Here is a 348-nt window from a genome sequence, read left to right on the forward strand (position 1 = left end):
AGGGTGCCATCGCGATCAGGAACCAGGAACCGCGCGGCCGCAGTCTGCGAATGTGTTCTGCGCAAATCCCATTCCTCGCCGATGACAAGCTTGATGTGCTCGGTCACGAGATCGACGCCGTAAGCTAGCTCAATCAGCCGAGGAGTTGCCCACCCCGGAAGACGGGGATTGACTTCGATGACGACCGGGCCGCGCTGCGTCCACCGGAGTTCTATGTTCGCTGGCCCCCAGCCAAGGCCGAGAGCTCGCAAGCAACTCAGCGAAACATCGGCGATACGTTTATGCTCGTCATCAGTCAGCGGGGCCGGAAAGGTCGTCTCACGCACGACGAATTGTGGTGGGGGGTGG

At 61.2% G+C, this 348-nt stretch carries 1 pseudogene; it reads right to left on the reverse strand.

Annotated elements, in window-relative coordinates:
* Nucleotides 1-348: pseudogene (locus tag ACFHWW_RS34460) on the reverse strand (acetyl-CoA carboxylase biotin carboxylase subunit family protein); the annotation flags it as partial.

The organism is Sinorhizobium sp. P24N7, assembly GCF_042436655.1.
In the GTDB taxonomy this organism is placed as follows: domain Bacteria; phylum Pseudomonadota; class Alphaproteobacteria; order Rhizobiales; family Rhizobiaceae; genus Sinorhizobium; species Sinorhizobium meliloti_A.